The sequence below is a fragment of the Pseudomonas sp. R28(2017) genome (assembly GCF_002112505.1).
In the GTDB taxonomy this organism is placed as follows: Bacteria; Pseudomonadota; Gammaproteobacteria; order Pseudomonadales; family Pseudomonadaceae; genus Aquipseudomonas.
Window position 1 is genome coordinate 399,433 of the sequence record NZ_NEHW01000005.1, and the last position, 17,326, is coordinate 416,758.

Below are 17,326 nucleotides of genomic sequence, written 5' to 3' on the forward strand. Positions count from 1 at the left end.
TGTTCTGTTCTTGGCAGTGAGTGAGGGCGACTATAAACCTGGGGAACGTGAAATTCCAATATGTAAAATACAATCCCATATATAGGGATTTTTCAATTCAGGATTTTTGTCAGGCCATTCGCGGGCAAGCCCGCTCCCACAAGTGCTCTGCATGGTGCCCGAGGGCAATGCTGTACCTGTGGGAGCGGGCTTGCCCGCGAATCGGACCTGAAAAAATGGCTAATCAGGCAAGGCAAATGCCATCACATAGTCCCCTTGCCGGGTGCCCAGCGAGCCATGCCCGCCGGCCATCACCAGCACATACTGGCGCCCGTCCTTGCCGGTGTAGGTCATCGGCGTGGTCTGCGCCCCCGCTGGCAGGCGCCCCTCCCACAGCACCTTGCCGTCACGCACGTCGTAGGCCCGCAGGTACTGGTCGAGGGTGCCACTGAGGAACGCCAGGCCACTGGCGGTGGTGAAGCTCCCGCCCAGGCTCGGCACGCCCATGGTCAGCGGGATCGGCACGGGCGAGCTGTCACGCACGGTGCCGTTCTTGTGCTTCCAGATCACCTTGTGGGTGGTCAGGTCCACGGCCGCCACGTAGCCCCAGGCCGGCGCCTGGCACGGCAGGCCCATCGGCGACAGGAAGGCACTCATGATCACGCCGTATGGCGCCCCCTTGTTCGGCTGGATGCCCTCGGTCTCGCTCTTGCGCGCAGGCTGGCCGGCAATTTTTTCGGCCGGAACCAGCTGCGACCTGAAGGCCATGTAGCTGGGGTTGACGAAGGCGATCTGGCGCACCGGGTCGACCGAGATGCCGCCCCAGTCGAACACGCCGAAATTGCCTGGGTACACCAGCGAGCCTTGCAGCGACGGCGGCGTGAAAATGCCGTCGTAGCGCAGCGAGCGGAACTCGATGCGGCACAGCAGCTGGTCGAACGGGGTCACGCCCCACATGTCGCGCTCGTGCAGGGTCGGCGGCATGAAGTTGAGCTCGGACATCGGCTGGGTCGGCGACGTGTGATCACCTTCCACCGCCCCCTGGGGCACCGGCGTTTCATGGATCGGCACCAGCGGCTGGCCGTTGCTGCGGTCGAGCACGTAGATGCTGCCCTGCTTGGTCGAGGCCATGACCGCAGGCTTCACGCCATCGGCGGTCTTGATGTCGACCAGGCTCGGCTGGCCGCCGACATCCATGTCCCACAGGTCGTGATGGGTGAACTGGTAATTCCAGCGCACCTTGCCGGTGGCGATGTCCAGGGCCACCAGGCCGGCGCTGAATTTCTCGGCCTCCGGCGTGCGGTTGCCACCCCACTGGTCGGGCATCTGGTTGCCCATGGGCAGGTACAGCAGGCCGAGCTGTTCATCGGCGCTGATCACCGACCACACGTTCGGCGAGTTACGGGTGTAGAACTGGCCATCGGCGATTGGCGCGGTGGCGTCGGGCTTGCCGCTGTCCCAGTTCCACACCAGCTGGCCGGTGATCGCGTCGTACGCGCGCACCACACCGGACGGCTCATCGGTGGAGACGTTGTCGGTGACGTGGCCACCGAGGATCAGCAGGCCACCGGCCACGGTGGGTGGCGAGGTGGAGTAGTAGCCACCGGGGGCGAAAGTGCCAATGTTGCGGGTCAGGTCGATCTGGCCGTTTTCGCCGAAACCTTCGCACTGCTTGCCGGTGTCGGCATCCAGGGCAATCAGGCGGGTGTCGGCGGTGGGCACGTAGACACGCTTGGCACAGGCCTGCCCTTCAGCCGGGCTCGCCTGGGACTTGGCCGTGTCGAAGTAGGCCACGCCGCGGCAGGTCATGTGCGCCCAACCTTTGAAGTTGGCAGCGTTCTGGGTGCTGAGCTTGGGGTCGAAGCGCCAGATCTCCTTGCCACTGTCCGGGTCCAGGGCGATCACCTGGCTGTGCGGGGTGCACACGTAGAGCTTGCCATTGACCTTGAGCGGGGTGTTTTCCGCCGTGGTTTCGCCTGGGTCATTGGGGCCGGGAATGTCGCCGGTGCGGTAGGTCCAGGCCAGCTTGAGCTTGCCGACGTTCTCTGGCGTGATCTGCTTGAGTGGCGAATAGCGGTCGCCGAATTCGGTGCGGCCGTAGGCTTGCCAGTCTCCGTCGGGCATTGTCGGCGCGGTGCTGGTGGTGCCAGCGGTGTCGCGATCAAGTTGGCCGACGAGGGTACCTGGTTGGGTGAACTGGCTGCCCAGGGCCATCAGCCCCGCCGCGACCACGCCCACGCCCAGCACGCCCGTCCCCAACGGATACGGCTGGCCCAGGGTCAGCGGCCTGCGCAACCAAGGCAGCAGCAGGATCAGGCCAAGGACGAACCAGAGGGCCAGGCGCGGCACCAGTTGCCACCAGTCCAGGCCCACCTCCATCAGTGACCACAGCGTGCTCAGCAGCAGCACGATGCCGTACACGCTCAGCGCTTCACGGCGCCCGGCCAGCAGCAGGCCAGCGGTTATCAGGAAACCGACACCGGCCAACAGGTAATACAGCGAACCGCCGAGGGTCGCCAGTTTGATGCCGCCGGCCAGCAAGGCCAGGCCCATCAGCAGAAAGACCACGCCCAGCAGCCTGGGCAGCAATCGCGAAGGTTGTGAAGCACCGGTAGTGCTCATCAGCGAATTCTCCATTTCCATTGAACTGAATCGATTAGTCATTCAGAAACGAAGAATAGTATTACGAAATGATTCTGCGACTGGCTGACGCACCGAAAGGAGTACGTCACCACAAATGCTTCAATGTGCGCCCTGTCATAGTATGACTTTAATTTCATCCAAGTCCTTGAGATAGAGCCATCGCCGCTAATTGTTCACTTGACGGCTTGAATTTATTGCATTCCCCAACGTTGACAGCGCATTTTCCGCTTGATAAAAAACGCCGCAGTTGTACGACAACACATAACAAGAACAACATCAGCGGACCCTCCCATGTCGAAAATCTGCCAGACAACCTTCCCCTTTGCGCTGCTTGGCGCCAGCCTGCTCGGCGGCATCCCGGGCATCAGCCTCGCCCAAGGTTTCGTCGAAGACAGCAAGGCCGTGCTGGGCCTGCGCAACTTCTACATCAACCGTAATTTCACCAACCCCAGCAACCCGCAGAGCAAGGCCGAGGAATGGACCCAGAGCTTCATTCTCGATGCCCGTTCCGGCTTCACCGAGGGGCCGGTGGGGTTTGGCGCCGATGTGCTGGGGCTGTGGTCGGTGAAGCTCGATGGTGGTGGCGGCACCTATGGCACGGCGCTGTTGCCACGCCATGACGATGGGCGCCCCGCGGATGACTACGGCCGCCTGGCGGTGGCGGGCAAGGCGCGCATCTCCAAGACCGAACTGAAGATCGGCGAATGGATGCCAGTGCTGCCGATCCTGCGCTCCGACGATGGCCGCTCGCTGCCGCAGACCTTCCGCGGTGGCCAGGTGACCTCCAACGAGATTGCCGGGCTGACCCTGTATGGCGGCCAGTTCCGCGGCAACAGCCCGCGCAACGACGCGAGCATGGAAGACATGAGTTACGGCGGCGGCCTGTCGGACCGCTTCAACTTTGTCGGTGGCGAGTACAAGTTCAACCAGGACCGCACACTGGTCGGGCTGTGGAACGCGGTGCTCAAGGATGTCTACGAACAGCAGTACCTGCAACTGAGCCACAGCCAGCCGCTGGGCGACTGGACCCTCGGCGCCAACCTGGGTTACTTCCACGGCGGCGAGGACGGCTCGGAACGCGCCGGCAAGCTGGACAACAAGACCTATTCGGGGATGTTCTCGGCCAAGTATGGCGGCAACACCTTCTGGGTCGGCCTGCAGAAAGTCGATGGCGATACCTGGATGCGGGTCAACGGCACCAGCGGCGGGACCTTGGCCAACGACAGTTACAACTCCAGCTTCGACAACGCCAACGAGCGCTCGTGGCAGGTGCGCCACGACTTCAACTTCGTGACGCTCGGGGTGCCGGGGCTGACCCTGATGAACCGCTATATCAGTGGCCGCGATGTCCACAGCGGGGCAGTGACCGATGGCAAGGAGTGGGTGCGTGAGTCGGAGCTGGCGTACGTGATCCAGAGCGGGCCGTTCAAGGACCTGAGCGTGAAGTGGCGCAACTCGACCATTCGCCGGGACTACAGCAACAACGAGTTCGATGAGAACCGGCTGATCTTCAACTATCCGCTTTCGTTGTTGTAACCGGGGCCGCCTTGCGGCCCTTCGCGGGCAAGCCCGCTCCCACAGGGATCGCGCCAGATTCTAGAAATTGAGCAAGACAGTTGCTCCCACAAGATCAGCAGCGCTGCTAATCCCTGTGGGAGCGGGCTTGCCCGCGAAGAGGCCCGAGAAACCCACGCAAGCAGCATTGACAACCCCGGAAAGCGCTGCCGATAATCAGCAAAGTCATACGACAACTTACAACAATCACAAGTAGAGCCGCCATGACCACCACCCCCTTCAAGCGCCTGCTGCTCACCGGAGCCGCAGGCGGCCTGGGCAAGGTGCTTCGCCAACGCCTCACCGGCTGCGCCGAAGTCCTGCGCCTTTCCGACATCGCCGCGATGGCCCCCGCCACCGGCCCCCATGAAGAAGTCATCCCCTGCGACCTCGCTGACAAGGCGGCGGTCCATGCACTGGTCGAAGGCGTCGACGCCATCGTCCACTTCGGCGGCGTGTCCACCGAGCATGCGTTCGAGGACATCCTCGGCCCCAACATCTGCGGCGTGTTCCACATCTACGAAGCCGCACGCAAGCACGGGGTCAAACGGATCATCTTCGCCAGCTCCAACCATGTGATCGGTTTCTACCGCCAGGACCAGCGGATCGACGCCCATGCCCCGCGCCGACCCGACAGCTACTACGGCCTGTCCAAGTGCTACGGCGAGGATGTCGCCAGCTTCTACTTCGACCGCTACGGCATCGAGACCGTCAGCATCCGCATCGGCTCCTCGTTCGATGAGCCACAGAACCCGCGCATGCTCAGCACCTGGCTGAGCTACGACGACCTGACCCAGCTGATCGAGCGCGGCCTGTTCACCGCCGACGTCGGCCACACCGTGGTCTACGGCGCTTCCGACAACCGCACCGTCTGGTGGGACAACCGCTACGCCGAACACCTGGGCTACCAGCCCAAGGACACTTCCGAAGTGTTCCGTGCAGCGGTAGAGGCCAAACCAGCGCCTGCCGCCGACGACCCGAGCATGGTCTACCAGGGTGGCGCCTTCGTCGCTGCCGGCCCATTCAGCTGATCCCCGCCCTGCCAGGAGGCTCCAGCATGCACTGCGAACTGATCGTCGACGCCCGCAACGGCACGGGTGAAAGCCCGGTGTGGCACCCCAGCGAACAGGCCCTGTACTGGGTCGACATTCCGGCCCGCCAGCTGCACCGCTGGCAGGACGGCGCCCATCAGGTCTGGCAGGGTGACGAGATGCTCGCCTGCATCGCCCGCACCGAACAGGGGTGGGTCGCGGGCATGGAAAGCGGCATCTTCCAGCTGCAGGCCAACGCTGACGGTGGCCTCGACAGCCGCCTGTTCGCGGCAGTCGAACACCCGCAACAGGGCATGCGCTTCAACGATGGCCGCTGCGACCGCCAGGGCCGTTTCTGGGCCGGCAGCATGCTCATGGACATGCAGCAAGGCGCCCATGTCGGCGCCCTGTACCGGGTCGATGGCGAGGGCCAGCTGCACCAGCAGCTCAAGGACATGATCGTGCCCAACGGCCTGGCCTTCAGCCCTGACGGCACACGCATGTACCTGTCCGACTCGCACCCCAACGTGCAGAAGATCTGGCGCTTCGATTACGACATCGACAGCGGCACCCCACACAACCAGCGGCTGTTCGTCGACATGCGCGCCTTCCCCGGCCGCCCAGACGGCGCCGCCATCGATGCCGACGGCTGCTACTGGATCTGCGGCAACGACGCCGGGCAGATCCACCGTTTCACCCCCGACGGGCGCCTCGACCGCTCGCTCAGCGTGCCGGTGAAGAAACCGGCGATGTGCGCCTTCGGCGGCGCCAACCTCGACACCTTGTTCGTCACCTCGATTCGCCCCGCAGGCAGCGACCTCAGCGACCAGCCCCTGGCGGGTGGCGTGTTCGCCCTGCGCCCTGGCGTCCAGGGCCTGGAGGAGCCTGCCTGGCGCGGCTGAACACAGCCTGCACGACACCGCAGCACCCAACACTCACGCGCGAAACCAGATAATAAAAACCACGGAGTTTCACCATGACCTTCAAACGCAAGCTGCTTCTTGCCGTACTCCCATTCGCCTTCAGCCTGTCGATGCCGGCCTCGGCACTCGACATCAAGTTCGCCGAGATCCACCCGGCCGGTTACCCGACCGTGGTCGCCGAGCAGAACATGGGCAAGAAGCTCGAACAGGCCAGCAATGGCGAAATCACCTTCAAGATGTTCGCCGGCGGCGTGCTGGGCTCGGAAAAGGAAGTGATCGAGCAGGCGCAGATCGGTGCCGTGCAGATGACCCGCGTCAGCCTCGGCATCGTCGGCCCGGTGGTGCCGGACGTGAACGTGTTCAACATGCCGTTCGTGTTCCGTGACCACGAGCACATGCGCAAGATCATCGACGGCGACATCGGCCAGGAAATCCTCGACAAGATCACCAATTCCGAATTCAACCTGGTCGCCCTGGCCTGGATGGATGGCGGCTCACGCAGCCTCTACACCAAGAAGCCGGTGCGCAGCCTTGAAGACCTCAAGGGCATGAAGATCCGCGTGCAGGGCAACCCGCTGTTCATCGACATGATGAACGCCATGGGTGGCAACGGCATCGCCATGGACACCGGCGAGATCTTCAGCGCCCTGCAGACCGGGGTGATCGACGGCGCCGAGAACAACCCGCCGACCCTGCTCGAACACAACCACTACCAGAGCGCCAAGTACTTCACCCTGACCAATCACCTGATCCTGCCCGAGCCGGTGGTGATGTCCAAGACCACCTGGAACAAGCTCACCCCCGAGCAGCAGGCGCTGGTGAAGAAGGTCGCCCGCGAAGCGCAGATGGAAGAGCGCGCGCTGTGGGACGCCAAGTCTGCCGCCAGCGAAGAGAAGCTCAAGGCCGCCGGCGTCGAGTTCATCACCGTCGACACCAAGCCGTTCTACGACGCCACCGCCCCGGTGCGCGAGAAGTACGGTGCGCAGTACGCCGACCTGATGAAACGTATCGACGCGGTCCAGTAACCCCGGCCCCTTTCCAAGATGACCTCGGCAGCGCGACGCCCGTCGCCCTGCCGCTTTGGTGATGCCTATGAAAATGCTTTTCCTGAGCCTCAACGACACCCTGTACCGCGCCTGCATCTGGGTCGCCGGGCTGTCGATCCTGGCCATGTCGCTGATCATCCCCTGGGGCATCTTCGCCCGCTACGTGCTCGGCACCGGCTCCAGCTGGCCAGAGCCGGTGTCGATCCTGCTGATGGTGCTGTTCACCTTCATCGGCGCCGCCGCCAGCTACCGCGCCGGTGCGCACATGGCGGTGGCGATGATCACCGACCGCCTGCCCGAACCGGTGCGCCGGCTGGTGGCGGTGTTCACGCAGCTGTTGATGGTAGGGGTCTGCGTGTTCATGACCTGGTACGGCTTCAAGCTGTGCGTCACCACCTGGAACCAGTACATGGCCTCGCTGCCCAGCGTGCGGGTGGGCATGAGCTATGCGCCGATCCCGGTCGGCGGCGTGCTGACGCTGATCTTCGTGCTGGAAAAACTCCTGCTGGGCGACCAGAGCCAGCGCAAGGTGGTGCGGTTCGACCTGGTGGAAGAAAACGAGGGGGCAGCGTAAATGGATGCGTTCATTCTGTTGGGCAGTTTTATCGCGCTGATCCTGCTGGGCATGCCGGTGGCCTATGCCCTGGGCCTGTCGGCGCTGATCGGCGCCTGGTACATCGACATCCCGCTGCAGGCGATGATGATCCAGGTGGCCAGTGGGGTTAACAAGTTCTCGCTGCTGGCCATTCCGTTCTTCGTGCTGGCCGGCGCGATCATGGCCGAGGGCGGCATGTCACGGCGCCTGGTGGCGTTCGCGGGGGTGCTGGTGGGCTTCGTGCGCGGCGGGCTGTCGCTGGTGAACATCACCGCGTCGACCTTCTTCGGTGCCATCTCCGGCTCGTCGGTGGCCGACACCGCGTCGGTAGGCTCGGTGCTGATTCCGGAAATGGAGCGCAAGGGCTACCCGCGCGAATTCTCCACCGCGGTGACCGTCAGCGGCTCGGTGCAGGCACTGCTGACCCCGCCCAGCCACAACTCGGTGCTGTACTCGCTGGCGGCCGGCGGCACGGTGTCGATCGCTTCGCTGTTCATGGCCGGGGTCATGCCCGGGCTGCTGCTGAGCGCGGTGATGATGGGCCTGTGCCTGATCTTCGCCAAGAAACGCAACTACCCCAAGGGCGAGGTGATCCCGCTGCGCCAGGCGCTGAAGATCGCCGGTGAGGCACTGTGGGGCCTGATGGCCATGGTGATCATCCTGGGCGGCATTCTGTCCGGCGTGTTCACCGCCACCGAATCGGCTGCAGTGGCGGTGGTGTGGTCGTTCTTCGTGACCATGTTCATCTACCGCGACTACAAGTGGCGCGACCTGCCCAAGCTGATGCACCGCACGGTACGGACCATCTCGATCGTGATGATCCTGATCGGCTTCGCCGCCAGCTTCGGCTACGTGATGACCCTGATGCAGATCCCGTCGAAGATCACCACGGCGTTCCTGACCCTGTCGGACAACCGTTACGTGATCCTGATGTGCATCAACTTCATGCTCCTGCTGCTGGGCACGGTGATGGACATGGCGCCGCTGATCCTGATCCTCACGCCGATCCTGCTGCCGGTGATTACCGGTATCGGCGTCGACCCGGTGCACTTCGGCATGATCATGCTGGTCAACCTGGGGATCGGGCTGATCACGCCGCCAGTGGGGGCGGTGCTGTTCGTCGGCTCGGCGATCGGCAAGGTCAGCATCGAGGCCACGGTGAAGGCGCTGCTGCCGTTCTACGTGGCGCTGTTCCTGGTACTGATGGCGGTGACCTACATTCCGGCCATTTCGCTGTGGTTGCCGAGCGTCGTCCTGTAATCGCAATGGGGGCCGCTTTGCGGCCCATTTGCGGGCACGCCCGCTCCCACAGGGATTGCGCGGCCCCTGTGGGAGCGGGCGTGCCCGCGAATGGGCTGCAAAGCAGCCCCCAGACTTCCCATGCAAACGGATCCTGCACATGGCTGTCTCCTCATCTGCTGCAACCCTCTTCCCGCGCAAGCTGGCCATCGCCCTCCTCGCCCTGCTGGCCTGCTCGTTCGCCGGCAACCACATCGCTGCACGCATCGCCTTCGACGACGACACCGGCGTGCTGCTGGCCATTCTCTGCCGCTCGGGCATCACCTTCCTGGTGCTGGCCAGCCTGGTGCTGTGGCAGCGCCAGCCGCTTGGCCTGCCAGCCGGCACACGGCGCTGGCAATTGCTGCTGGGCCTGCTGATCGCCACCCAGAGCCTGTGCCTGTATTCGGCAGTGGCGCGCATTCCGGTGGCCCTGGCGCTGCTGGTGGGCAACACCTTCCCCATGCTCCTGGCCCTGCTGACCTGGGCGCTGGGCGGCGCCCGCCCGAGCGGGCGCACGCTGCTGTTCATGGGGCTGATCCTGTGTGGCCTGGTATTGGCGCTGGATGTACCGGCACGGCTGGCCGACGGTGACGACGCCAACCCGCACTGGGGCTTGGGCGTGGGCCTGGCGTTCTGCGCCGCCTGTGTGTTCGCCTGTGCCCTGTGGGTCACCGACCACAAGCTGGCCGCCGTGCGCGGCCCGGTGCGCAGCCTGCTGACCTTGCTGATCGTGTTCGCCAGCATGCTGGTCGCGGGCATCAGCGGCGTGATGCCCGCCGGCTTGTCGTTGCCGGGCAGCGCCAGCGGCTGGATGGCGCTGGCCAGCCTGGTGGTGCTGTATGGCGTGGCCTTCACCTTGCTGTTCGTCTGCGTGCCGAAACTGAACATGGCGCAGAACGCGCCGGTGATGAACGTCGAACCCATCGCCACCTTGCTGCTGGGCTGGGCGTTGCTCGGCCAGCAACTCAGTGGCTTGCAATTGATTGGCGGCGCCGTGGTGGTGTGCGGCATCGTCCTGCTGACCTACCGGAGGCCCTGATGAGCGTCCCCCTGCTGCACCTGCAAGACCGCCTGACCCGCCTGAGCATCGCCCCCGAGCTGGGCGCCAGCCTGGTCAACTGGCAGATCAGAGCCACCGGCCAGGCGCTGCTGCGCCCTGCCGACGAAGCCGCCCTGGCCAGTGGCAGCCCGCGGCGCCTGGGCTGCTACCCGTTGGCACCGTGGTCCAACCGCATCGCCGAGGGCGGCTTCCAGCGCCCCGACGGCTGGCTGACCCTGGCCCCGAACACCGGGCATGACCCTTACCCGATCCACGGCAGCGCCTGGCAACAGCCCTGGCAGGTGAAACATCACAGCGAGCGCCGTGCCCGCCTGAGCCTCGATAGCACTGTGCCGTTCGCTTACCGGGCGACACTCGACGTTCACCTGCACGAAGGCTGCCTGCACATCGACCTGCACGTGACGCATCAGGAGCCTGCCGCCACCTGGTATGGGCTGGGGCTGCATCCCTACTTTGCGCGCCATGCCGATACGCGATTGCAGGCAGAGGCGCGCAGCGTGTGGCTGGCGGAGCATGGCGCGCTGCCGTCCCGGCAAGCCGAGATACCTGATCACTGGGACTTCGCTACCGCACGGGTATTGCCGACGACGGTGGTCGACCATGCCTTCAGCGAATGGACGGGGGACTGTGTGATCGAGCAGCCGAGCGCAGGGTATCGGTTGGTCTGTAACGCCAGCGGTGCGGAGCATTTTCTGTTGTTCTGCCCACATGAGCAGCCGTTCTTCTGCTTCGAGCCGGTGAGCCACCCGATCAATGCGCATCACTTGCCGGGGCGGCCAGGGTTGAGATTGTTGGCGGAGGGGGAATCAACCCGCCTGGGGTTCACGATGCACTATCAGCCATTGTGACTGCCTGAAAGGGGGGCTGCTTTGCAGCCCCACGTCTCAAGCCTTAGGCCAATGCCTCGGTCGACGCTGCCAACGGCGGTTGCGAAGCCGCCCCTTGCACCTCGCGCGCAACCTTCCACACCAGCACCGCTGCCACGATGTCGAACGCCGCCAGCACCACGAACAGCGGGCTGTAGCCGATCTGCGTGACCAGGATGCCGAACACCAGGGTGAACAGCGCCGCCCCCAGGTAGCCGCACATGCCACCCATGCCGGTCGCCGTCGCCACCTGGTCCTTGCTGAAGGAATCCGAAGTGATCGAATACAGCGCACCGGACAAGGTCTGGTGGGCAAAGCCGCCGATGCACAGCAGCAGGATCGCCGTGTACGGGCTTTCGACCAGGCCAATGCAGGCCGGGCCGATCATGCAACTGGCACCGAATACCAGCACCATCTTGCGCGAGGTGAACAGCGACACCTTGAAGTACCGGTGGAACATCGGGCTCAGGTAACCACCCAGCACACAGCCGATGTCGGCAGCGAGGAACGGCAGCCAGGCGAACATCGCCACTTCCTTGATGTTCATGTGCCGCTCGGTCATCAGGTACAGCGGGATCCAGGCGTTGAAGGTCTGCCAGGCCGGCTCGGAGAGAATCCGCGCCGAGGCGATAGCGTAGAAGTTGCGGGTCTTGAAGATGCGCTTCCAGGCGCCCTTCTCGCGCTGCTCGGCCTTGAAGTGGGCTTCCTGGCCGGACAGGATGTAATCACGCTCTTCGTCGCTCAGGCACTTCTGATCGCGCGGGTGCTTGTACAGCAGCATCCACAGCAGGGTCCACAGCACACCGGAGACGCCGACGATGACGAACGCCAGCTGCCAGCCACTGTGCAGTATCGCCCACACCACCAGCGGTGGCGCCAGCAGTGCGCCCAGCGACGAACCGATGTTGAACCAGCCAATGGCCACCGAACGCTCCCGGGCCGGGAACCACTCGGTGGTGGCCTTGACCCCGGCCGGCAAGCCGGCGGCCTCGGTCATGCCCAGCAAACCGCGCAGGAACGCCATGCTCTGCCAGCCGCTGGCCAGTGCTGCGCCCGCACATGCCAGCGACCAGGCCAGGGCGAACACGGCAAACCCCAGTTTGGTGCCGATGAAATCGATGAGCCAGCCTGCGATCGGCTGCATGAGCGCATAACACATCTGCCAGGTCGCGACGATCTTGGCGTATTGCTCGGTGGTGATGGAGAGGTCGGTCATCAGCGTGGGGGCTGCCACCGAGAGGGTGTTGCGGGCGAGGTAGTTGACGACGAGCCCGGCCGTGACAAGGCTGACCATCCACCAACGGATGCCTTTGATCTTCATTGTTCACCTGAATCTTGTTTTTAGAGTGACGGGTGATCTGCCTCATGCGCCGGCAGGGCTAAATGAGACAAATTGTTTCAGGCGAAGAGTGCCACGTCATAGGTCGTCGTACAACAATAATTATTCATGGCCCGTAAAAGTGTGCACACTCATTAAACCTTAGTGAAATCCAACTGTGTTGTACGACCTCATAGGTCAATCCAACTGCCGAGCCCGCAGGTCCTGCGCCAGCATGTCGATGAACGACCGCACCTTGGCCGAGCCGTACTTGCTCTCGCGGTGCAAGACATGGATCGGCCAGGGGGCTTCTTCGTATTCGGCAAGGATGACCTTCAACTGGCCGCTGGCCAGTTCATCGACCACCTGGTACGACAGCAGCCGGGCGATGCCCAAGCCGCCCACTGCCGCTGCGATCGCACCGTCGTTGCTGGTGACCGTCAGCCGCGGCTTCATGCGCACCAGGGTCGGCTCGTCGGCCAGGCCGAAGCGCCAGCCGGCCCGTGGCGAAAGGTTGGTGGTGGCGATCACCGCATGGTCCGGCAAGTCCGACGGGTGCTGTGGCTCACCCATGCGTGCGAGGTAGTCGGGCGATGCGCACAGCATCCGCCGTACCCGGCCCACGCGCAGGGCCTTGAGGCCGGAGTCGGGCAGCGGCCCGATGCGCACGGCCACGTCCATGCCCTCCTCGACCATGTTCACCACGCGGTCGAGGAAGTACGCCGATACGTCGACCTCGGGGTATTGCTGCAAGTAGCGCACGATGCAGGGCATGACGAACTTCTTGCCGAACAGGATCGGCGCGGTGATCGCCAGTTCGCCCTTGGGCTTGGCGTTGATACCGGCGGCGGCTTCGTTGGCTTCATGGATGCTGGCAAGGATGTGCCGGGTGTCTTCCAGGTAGCGGCTGCCGGCCTCGGTCAGGCGCACGCTGCGGGTGGTGCGCAGCAGCAGCTTGACCCCGATCTGTTCTTCGAGGGCGCTGACGGCCCGGGTGACGGCGGCGGGCGAGATGTCCAGGCGACGGGCGGCAGCGGCGAAGCTTTCCAGTTCGCCGACGGCGACGAACACCTTCATCAGGTGGATCTGGTCCATGCGCGCTCCAGGGTATCGGGGGTGCGGGGATTATCGATTATCTGGGCAATTTTCGCTGCCCGTTCCGGCCTTTTCGCGGGCGCGCCCGCTCCCACAGGAACATCACCCGCTTTGAGAGCTGTGTAGGGGCCAGCACAGGCAACCTCATAGCTCCAGCACCAACGCCTGGGCCGGTACCGCACAACAGATCAGCGCAGTGCCCGCCTCTGGCATCTCTGCGGGCGGATTCGGGTAATGCACCTGGCCACTCAACACCTTGGTCTTGCAGGTACCGCAAGACCCACCCCGGCAACTGAAGTCGGGTGCCAGCCCCCGCGCCTCGGCCAGTTCCAGCAATGTCCCGCTGCCCGGTGCCCAACGCGCTTCCTTGGCAGAGCTGGCGAAATACACCGGTACCGGCTCACTGGCAGCCGGTGGCTGTTGCAAGGTTGGCTGGTTGTCATCGCCATGCCGGCGCAGCGTCGAAGGCCCGAAGGCTTCGGCATGAATGCGCGCATCCGGCACATGCACGCCGCGCAGTCCTTCGTACAGGTCCTGGGTGAAGCTGGCCGGGCCACACAGGTAAAAGTCGTAATCATCCAGCGCCAGCGCTGCCTTGACCTGTTCGATGCCCAGGCGCCCCCTATGCTCGTAGTCATATCCCTGGACGGCCTCCGGCTCCGGCTGGCTCAGCGAGCGATGCACGCTCAAGCGCGCTCCCGCCTGCCGACGCAACGCCACCAGCTCCTGTTGAAACGGCAGGTCAGCCAGGCTGCGTGCGCCATGGAACAGGTGGACGCGCCCCCCCTCCTCGGTCGCCAGCAGCTCGCGCAGCATGGCGATCAGTGGCGTGATCCCCACCCCCGCAGCGATCAGCACGATGGGCCGCTCACGGGTGCTGGCCAGCGTGAAGCTGCCCATGGGCATACGCACGTCGAGCGTGTCCCCGACACCGACCTGCTCGTGCAGATAGCGCGATGCCGGCCCCTGCGCCTTGACGCTGATGCGCAGGTAGCCATCGGAGGGCGCGCAGGACAGGCTATAGGTGCGAATCAGCGGTGCATCGCCGCCCAGCGGAATGCGCACGGGAATGTGCTGGCCGGGCAAGAACGCCACCGGCTCATCCGCAGCGAGGTAGAACGAGCGGATATCGCGGCTCTCCTGCTCAATGCGCGCGACCCGCCAGGCCAGCCACTGATGCTGCCGTTCACGTTGCTGCAGGCGCTGTTCAGCCTCAGCCCAGGTGCCGGTCATGAGGCTGGTTGGCGCATATTCCTGGAACGCCCACCGCAGGCTTAGCGCAGCCGGGCGCACCACGACGTGCTCGACATCCAGCGTCCACAACCGCTCGGCCCCCTCGAAGGCCCTGATCAGCGGGCTGTCGAGTATCACCTCGGTGCGGCCGGTCACCTGCAGCACATCACCGCTGCTGAAATCGACGAACAACAGCCCGGCTCGGGGATTTTCCAGCAGGTTGCCGAGGGTGTTGAAATGCAAATTGCCGGCATAGTCCGGAATGGTCAGGCGGTTGCCTTCGACCCTGACGAAGCCGGGGCGGCCACCACGGTGCGAGACGTCCACCGAACGCTGCCCGTCGGCGTGATCGATGTAACTGGCGACGAACAATGTGTCGGCGTTCGCGATCATCCGGGTGGTCATGGCATCCAGCCCTTGGGCATCGATGCGCCCGTGCGCCGGCTCATCGACCCGGGTGTATTCACGCAGCTGGATATACTGCGGGCAGTTGCCGAACGCCTGCTCGACCCGCACCTCCAGCGCACCACCTGGGGCCTGTGCAATCAGCCCATTGATGCGATTGCGCCGGCGCGTGTGCAGCTCGATGCCGAGCAGGCCGATAGCCTCGCCAGCGGCCAGCCCGGGGGTTGCCGGGTCGTCGCTGGCAAGGGGGGTGTCGATCATCAACTGCCGTGGCTCGGGCGAGCTGATGAAACCTTCCGGGCCTTCCAGCAACGTCGCCCACGGCCTGCCGTGAGGGTCCACGGCCCCAGCGACGATGAAGGGCAACTGCTGGTAGAAGGTGCGGTGCTGGTCGGGCATGTAGTCACGGATGACCTTCTGCCCGAACACGTCCATGCGCTCCGACACACCCACCTGCTCCTGCAGGCGTTTCTCGCCGGCATGCCAGGGCGAGGTGCGATGGTTGGGGAGTTGCTGCATGGCGGCAGTCCTCGCGTAGGTGGCGGCTCAGATGCTGGTCTGCAGGCCGACGGCGGTGCGCGGCATGGCGACAAAGCCAGGCAACGCTTCGATCCGAGCCAGCCAGGCGCGGACGTTGGGGTAGGGTTCCAGCGAGACATTGCCCTCGGGGGCGTGGGCGATGTACGAGTAGTTGGCGACATCGGCGATGGTCGGTTGATTGCCGACCAGGAAAGCAGACTTGCCCAGCTCGGCGTCCAACACCTTGAGCAAGGTGTGCGCGCGACCGATGACTTCGTCGGTATTGAACGACGCACCGAACACGGTCACCAGGCGGGCTGCGGCAGGGCCGAAGGCCAATGGCCCGGCGGCAACCGACAGCCAGCGCTGTACGCGGGCGGCATGCAGCGGGTCATGGGGCAGCCACTTGCCCGCCTTGTCGTAGGTGCTGGCCAGGTAGACCAGGATGGCGTTGGAGTCGGCGATGACGGTGCCGCTGTCATCGATCACCGGCACCTGGCCGAACGGATTGAGGGCAAGGAAGTCCGGCTGCTTGTGCGCGCCTTTGGCCAGGTCGACGAATACCAGTTCGGTGGGCAGGCCGAGCAGCGACAGCATCAGCTCGATACGGTGGGCATGGCCGGACTTGGGGAAGTTGTAGAGTTTGATCATGGGCTGGGCTCCAGGGTTGGCACCGGGGTGGTGCCAGCTGGAGCTCATCCTGCGCTTATTCGGCTGGCAGCAGAATCAGTGCAAGGAGCAAACCATAATTTCGCTTCGCGAAATAATCAGAGGATCAGTGACGTGACTGCTTCTGGTAGCGATACAGACCACGCGCAGCGTCGACCACGTGCGGCACGCAGGCCTGCAGCTCATCGAAGCTCATGGCATCGAGCAACTCGAAGTTGTCTTCCAGCCCATGCAGCGAAATTGCCTTGAGCAGCTGATCCTGCTCTGGCGGCAACTCGCCCCAACCGGCTACCTGGGTGCCACGCATGTAGCCGAAGCACCACTCTTCCATGATGATCGCCGGCCCTTCTTCTGCCTCACTCTCTTCAAACAGCGGCTCGAAGCTGTCGAGGTTCCCCGCCAGTTGCTCGGCGACCTGGTAGGCATAGCGCAGCATCAAGGCGGTGTAGGCCTCTTCATGGGCGGGTTTCTTGAACTTCGGTACCTTGCCGCCGGCGACGGTGGGCAGCCATTGCTCTGGCAACACGTCGACCGGGGAGCTGGCCAGGGCGGTGAAAAAACCGTTGAGCTCGGCCAGGTTGAGCACCGAATAGTCGTTGCCGTAGGTGATCAGCAGGTCTTCGAGGCGGGCGAGTTCTTTTTCGCTGAGGGCGGGGAGCATGTGCGGGCGTCCTGGGGTGAAGATTTGCGTGCACCCTAGCACATGGCGTTCAGCAGGAGGGATTTGTTGCCTGTACAAAAGCAATCGCCGACAAACCAGCCCCCATCAGGTCCTGCACTGGCCATGAGGCCTGTGAAACACCTGTGGGAGCCGGCTTGCCGGCGATGAGGCCGTTAAGCCTTATACCGCCAGCGCGCGCTCACGCAGCTCGCTGTTGAGGATGCGGTCGTTCTCGCTGTAATCCACCGGGCAGTCGATCACGTGCACGCCTGGGGTCTTGATGCAGTGCTCGAGCAGCGGCAGGAAGGCTTCGGCGCTTTCCACGCGGTGGCCATTGGCACCGTAGGCTTCGGCGTACTTGACGAAGTCCGGGTTGCCGTAGTCCAGGCCGAAATCGGTGAAGCCCATGTTGGCCTGCTTCCAGCGGATCATGCCGTAGCCGTCGTCA

General features: G+C 64.2%; 15 protein-coding genes. 8 read left to right on the forward strand and 7 right to left on the reverse strand.

What is annotated here, in order from left to right:
• Positions 1-219 precede the first annotated feature (219 nt).
• Complete coding sequence (locus CAF78_RS11955; protein WP_085675308.1) at positions 220-2,601, reverse strand: glucose/quinate/shikimate family membrane-bound PQQ-dependent dehydrogenase; 2,382 nt, start codon at positions 2,599-2,601, stop codon at positions 220-222.
• A gap of 312 nt (positions 2,602-2,913) precedes the next feature.
• On the opposite strand from CAF78_RS11955, the gene CAF78_RS11960 reads away from it, so the two are divergent.
• From CAF78_RS11960 to CAF78_RS11995, 8 genes are all read left to right on the forward strand, one after another.
• Positions 2,914-4,158, forward strand: a complete 1,245-nt coding sequence (locus CAF78_RS11960; RefSeq protein WP_085675307.1) for an OprD family porin — start codon at positions 2,914-2,916, stop codon at positions 4,156-4,158.
• 242 nt (positions 4,159-4,400) lie between these two features.
• Positions 4,401-5,207, forward strand: a complete 807-nt coding sequence (locus CAF78_RS11965) for an NAD(P)-dependent oxidoreductase (protein ID WP_085675306.1) — start codon at positions 4,401-4,403, stop codon at positions 5,205-5,207.
• A gap of 26 nt (positions 5,208-5,233) precedes the next feature.
• Positions 5,234-6,109, forward strand: a complete 876-nt coding sequence (locus CAF78_RS11970; protein WP_085675305.1) for an SMP-30/gluconolactonase/LRE family protein — start codon at positions 5,234-5,236, stop codon at positions 6,107-6,109.
• Between the two features lie 74 nt (positions 6,110-6,183).
• Complete coding sequence (locus CAF78_RS11975) at positions 6,184-7,155, forward strand: TRAP transporter substrate-binding protein (protein WP_085675304.1); 972 nt, start codon at positions 6,184-6,186, stop codon at positions 7,153-7,155.
• A gap of 67 nt (positions 7,156-7,222) precedes the next feature.
• Positions 7,223-7,750, forward strand: coding sequence for a TRAP transporter small permease (locus tag CAF78_RS11980; protein ID WP_085675303.1), 528 nt, complete (start codon positions 7,223-7,225; stop codon positions 7,748-7,750).
• Positions 7,751-9,031, forward strand: a complete 1,281-nt coding sequence (locus CAF78_RS11985; protein ID WP_085675302.1) for a TRAP transporter large permease — start codon at positions 7,751-7,753, stop codon at positions 9,029-9,031. It begins immediately after the preceding gene.
• 139 nt (positions 9,032-9,170) lie between these two features.
• A complete protein-coding gene (locus CAF78_RS11990; protein WP_085675301.1) occupies positions 9,171-10,091 on the forward strand; it encodes a DMT family transporter in 921 nt (306 codons plus the stop codon).
• Positions 10,091-10,960 carry an aldose 1-epimerase gene (locus tag CAF78_RS11995; protein WP_085675300.1) on the forward strand — a complete coding sequence of 290 codons (870 nt, stop codon included), beginning with the start codon at positions 10,091-10,093 and terminating at the stop codon, positions 10,958-10,960. The genes CAF78_RS11990 and CAF78_RS11995 overlap by 1 nt, the downstream gene beginning before the upstream one ends.
• A 43-nt stretch (positions 10,961-11,003) precedes the next feature.
• Here the strand turns inward: CAF78_RS11995 and CAF78_RS12000 are convergent, their stop codons facing one another.
• From CAF78_RS12000 to CAF78_RS12025, 6 genes are all read right to left on the reverse strand, one after another.
• Positions 11,004-12,299, reverse strand: a complete 1,296-nt coding sequence (locus CAF78_RS12000; protein ID WP_085675299.1) for an MFS transporter — start codon at positions 12,297-12,299, stop codon at positions 11,004-11,006.
• Between the two features lie 195 nt (positions 12,300-12,494).
• A complete protein-coding gene (locus CAF78_RS12005) occupies positions 12,495-13,391 on the reverse strand; it encodes a LysR family transcriptional regulator (RefSeq protein WP_085675298.1) in 897 nt (298 codons plus the stop codon).
• A 144-nt stretch (positions 13,392-13,535) separates the two neighbouring features.
• Positions 13,536-15,548, reverse strand: a complete 2,013-nt coding sequence (locus CAF78_RS12010) for a pyridoxamine 5'-phosphate oxidase family protein (RefSeq protein WP_085675297.1) — start codon at positions 15,546-15,548, stop codon at positions 13,536-13,538.
• A 27-nt stretch (positions 15,549-15,575) separates the two neighbouring features.
• The gene (locus CAF78_RS12015) at positions 15,576-16,199 is read right to left on the reverse strand and encodes a glutathione S-transferase family protein (RefSeq protein WP_085675296.1); all 624 of its coding nucleotides are present in this window, start codon (positions 16,197-16,199) and stop codon (positions 15,576-15,578) included.
• A 124-nt stretch (positions 16,200-16,323) separates the two neighbouring features.
• Complete coding sequence (locus CAF78_RS12020; RefSeq protein WP_085675295.1) at positions 16,324-16,878, reverse strand: UPF0149 family protein; 555 nt, start codon at positions 16,876-16,878, stop codon at positions 16,324-16,326.
• Positions 16,879-17,058: 180 nt separating this feature from the next.
• Positions 17,059-17,326: thiamine pyrophosphate-dependent enzyme (locus CAF78_RS12025; RefSeq protein WP_256573873.1), on the reverse strand; the 268-nt coding region annotated here is incomplete at its 5' end.